The organism is Serratia sp. CY33525, assembly GCF_052169115.1.
Taxonomy (GTDB): domain Bacteria; phylum Pseudomonadota; class Gammaproteobacteria; order Enterobacterales; family Enterobacteriaceae; genus Serratia; species Serratia sarumanii.
The window spans coordinates 1-3,500 of the sequence record NZ_JBJNLK010000022.1 but is presented as its reverse complement, the minus strand read 5'-3'; the positions used below and the strand labels follow the sequence as shown (position 1 = coordinate 3,500).

Genomic DNA, 3,500 nt, shown 5'->3' with positions numbered 1-3,500 from the left:
ACCAGCAGCCGCTGCGCTACGCCGGGCAATATCAGGACGACGAAAGCGGCCTGCACTACAACCTGTTCCGCTACTACGAACCCGAGGTGGGGCGTTTCACCACGCAGGATCCGATAGGGCTGCGCGGCGGGTTGAACCTTTATCAGTATGCGCCGAACCCGCTGATGTGGGTGGATCCGTTTGGGTTGACATGTAGCCATTCTGCTAAAAATCCTAAGCAAGCACATGCGGTTATTAAAGATAAATGGGGGCACGCAATGTCTAAAAGAGATATGCGTGAGCTACAAAACACAGTTGATAGAATTAAATTAAACAAACCTCACTATTCAAATGATGGAACAACATTTAGCAATACGCACTCTATTGGCAACTCTAATAGCCAGCGTCTTAACACTGGTAGTGGACCATATAAAGAATGGACTGTTAAGACACCAGATGTAGGTGGGAATGGAGCGAGGCGTGTGGTAGTTGATACGAAGACAGGTAAAGCTTATTATACTCATGATCATTATGATTCGTTTATAGAGATCGATCTTGGAGGGTGGAAATAATGGAAATAGGGCAGAAAGTCAAAATAGATTTTGCCAAGATAAAAACGCTGGATGATTTTTATACTGAGTTATCTGGTTTATTTGGGTTTCCTGATTTTTTTGGTAGGAATATCAATGCATTAATTGATTGTTTTTTCAGCTTACGCTATCCACAAGATGAAATGACTAAGATTCATGTAGCAGCTTCTGAGTATTTATTAATGGAGCTTTATCATTTCTCTTTAGCATCAGAGGAAATAAAAGAAACATTAATATTCACTATTGAAAACGTAAGCTTAAAATGCAAAGAAAAAGGCCAGGAGCCTTCGATTGTTTTATTGTTGAGGTAGCTTGGTAGAGTCGAAAAGGCTTCACGGCTTCTCGATTATTACTTTTAGCGATTAAACGCTAGATATATCTCGATAAAGTAGATTTCATATGGGTAATGAAGCCAGAACGTTCATCGGAATCCTTTCTTTGATTAATTAAATCGTGAAAAAACAATGCACTGCTCTTTAAAAAATATATGAAATTAAATATTCCAAGTATTTATTGTAGAGCAGGCAGTCTGCTGTAACACCGCGAGCCCAATCAGGGCAAACCCTGGTGTACGATCTGGCGGATAACCTGCTGGGCGAACGCAGCCCGCAGAGCGACATCGACGCGCACCTGCCGCTGGCGCCGATTGTCGATAACCGCCTGACGTACTGGCAAAAACTGTTTTACCGTTACGACGCCTGGGGCAACCTGATCAGCCGGCGCAACGGCCTGTATGAACAGCACTACCGCTACGACGCTGACAACCGGCTGGTGCAGGCACATGGCCGCGGCCCGCTAGGCGAGTTCGAAGCGCAGTACCATTACGACGCGCTGGGCCGCCGCAGCCGCAAGGCGGTGCGCTACAAGGGCAAAACCGAACAGACGACTCGTTTCCTGTGGCAGGGCTACCGGTTGCTGCAGGAGCAGCGCGACGACGGCAGCCGCCGCAGCTGGAGCTACGATCCGGCCAGCCCGTGGAGCCCACTGGCGGCGCTGGAGCTGGCGGGCGACAGCCGCTCGGCGGATATCTACTGGTATCACACCGATCTGAACAGCGCGCCGCTGGAGGTGACCGACGCGGCGGGCAACCTGTGTTGGTCCGGGCAATACGACACCTTCGGCAAGCTGCAGGGCCAGACGGTGGCCGGTGCGGCGAAGCGGCAGGGCGCGCAATACCAGCAGCCGCTGCGCTACGCCGGGCAATATCAGGACGACGAAAGCGGCCTGCACTACAACCTGTTCCGCTACTACGAACCCGAGGTGGGGCGTTTCACCACGCAGGATCCGATAGGGCTGCGCGGCGGGTTGAACCTGTATCAGTATGCGCCGAACCCGCTGATGTGGGTGGATCCGTTGGGGTTATCTGTAGAAGGAGTTCCACATGGCTTTAATAGTTTCGGCCAATTTAAACAATTCGGTGAAGCATTACAGGCAGGAATGAGTAAATTAGGATATCCCGGCACAGTTTCATATATGCAAGGAAGCTCCGTATCGGGGGTAAGTTTCTCTACAGGTCAACCATTTGATGTTGGCCGTGTTAGTGATTTTGACGTTGCTATTTCACATCCTGAGCTATATCAAAAAGCAGAACAGCTGGGAATAGGAAAAGGAGGGCGCACTGGACCAATTGATATGGGTAGTGAAATGGCTAAGAAATTAGGTATTGATGATACATTGCAAAAATTATCTAAAATGTCAGGAGGTAGACCTGTGAACGCAATGGTCTTTGAGTCTGCTGCTGAAGTTAAGGCTAAAGGAAAGGGAACTAGAATACCTGGTAAATGTGGTGGATAAATTATGAAGAAATTATATTTTTTAAAATATGGCAGTGTTATATCAAAAAAAGAAGTGAGCAAATTACTGGACGATAAATGGGATGTAACTTGCTCGGAGTATGACAGTTCCTATTTTGGTGTTTACTTTGCATATACTGGCCTTTATGCAGACAAGTTAACCATTACTGATAATTATATTCCTCACTCTAATGAGTGGTTAGAGGAAGATAACAAAGAGTTTAGCACGATAATTAAGGTGTCTTTCACTAATGGGAAGAATCCAGAAAAACTCAGCAGGTACAAATTCTTGAAGAATGCGTTTAATCAACTTGATGGATTATCGATCATAAGTGATGAGTGCATCGAAGAAGAGTGACCGACAAGCTGTCGAAAGGATCCTTTCTTTGGGGCTCTTTAGTGAGCAGCATTAAATATGAGATATAAGATAAAAGCTTAAAAAGGAGATATTAGGTTCTTTAAAAATAAAAAAGGAAGAGTAAAAACATTAGATTGTTAGTTGCATCAAAGGCCGCCTGCTGCAACACCGCGAACCTAATCAGGGTAAACCGGGCGCGCGGCTGGTGTACGATTTGGCGGATAACCTGCTGGGCGAGCGCAGCCCGCAGAGCGACATCGACGCGCACCTGCCGCTGGCGCCGATCGCCGATAACCAGCTGACGCACTGGCAAAAACTGTTTTACCGTTACGACGCCTGGGGCAACCTGATCAGCCGGCGCAACGGCCTGTATGAACAGCACTACCGCTACGACGCCGACAACCGGCTGGTGCAGGCGCATGGCCGCGGCCCGCAGGGCGAGTTCGAGGCGCAGTATCATTACAACGCGCTGGGCCGCCGCAGCCGCAAGGCGGTGCGCTATAAGGGCAAAACCGAACAGACGACCCGTTTCCTGTGGCAGGGCTACCGGTTGCTGCAGGAGCAGCGCGACGACGGCAGCCGCCGCAGCTGGAGCTACGATCCGGCCAGCCCGTGGAGCCCACTGGCGGCGCTGGAGCAGGCGGGCGACAGCCGCTCGGCGGATATTTACTGGTATCACACCGATCTGAACAGCGCGCCGCTGGAGGTGACCGACGCGGCGGGCAACCTGTGCTGGTCCGGGCAATACGACACCTTCGGCAAGCTGCAGGGCCAGACGGT

3 protein-coding genes and 2 pseudogenes are annotated in these 3,500 nt (G+C 49.7%); all 5 read left to right on the top strand.

The genetic code is table 11. The features are described 5' to 3' along the window. A partial coding sequence (locus ACJ8IM_RS25095) for an RHS repeat-associated core domain-containing protein (protein ID WP_326830677.1) occupies positions 1 to 551 on the top strand: 551 nt, incomplete at its 5' end. After that, positions 551 to 880, top strand: coding sequence for a barstar family protein (locus ACJ8IM_RS25090; RefSeq protein WP_033655358.1), 330 nt, complete (start codon positions 551 to 553; stop codon positions 878 to 880). The genes ACJ8IM_RS25095 and ACJ8IM_RS25090, both read left to right, overlap by 1 nt. A 244-nt stretch (positions 881 to 1,124) precedes the next feature. Further along, positions 1,125 to 2,363 (top strand): annotated as a pseudogene (locus ACJ8IM_RS25085) (RHS repeat domain-containing protein); the annotation flags it as partial. A gap of 3 nt (positions 2,364 to 2,366) precedes the next feature. Beyond that, positions 2,367 to 2,720: a hypothetical protein gene (locus tag ACJ8IM_RS25080; protein ID WP_033655354.1), complete on the top strand. Its 354-nt coding sequence runs from the start codon at positions 2,367 to 2,369 to the stop codon at positions 2,718 to 2,720. 148 nt (positions 2,721 to 2,868) lie between these two features. After that, positions 2,869 to 3,500 (top strand): annotated as a pseudogene (locus ACJ8IM_RS25075) (RHS repeat domain-containing protein); the annotation flags it as partial.

What these genes read in the sequence shown, in the direction of transcription:
- ACJ8IM_RS25090 (WP_033655358.1), top strand. Translation starts at nt 551, where the DNA reads ATGGAAATAGGGCAGAAAGTCAAAATAGATTTTGCCAAGATAAAAACG.
- ACJ8IM_RS25080 (WP_033655354.1), top strand. Translation starts at nt 2,367, where the DNA reads ATGAAGAAATTATATTTTTTAAAATATGGCAGTGTTATATCAAAAAAA.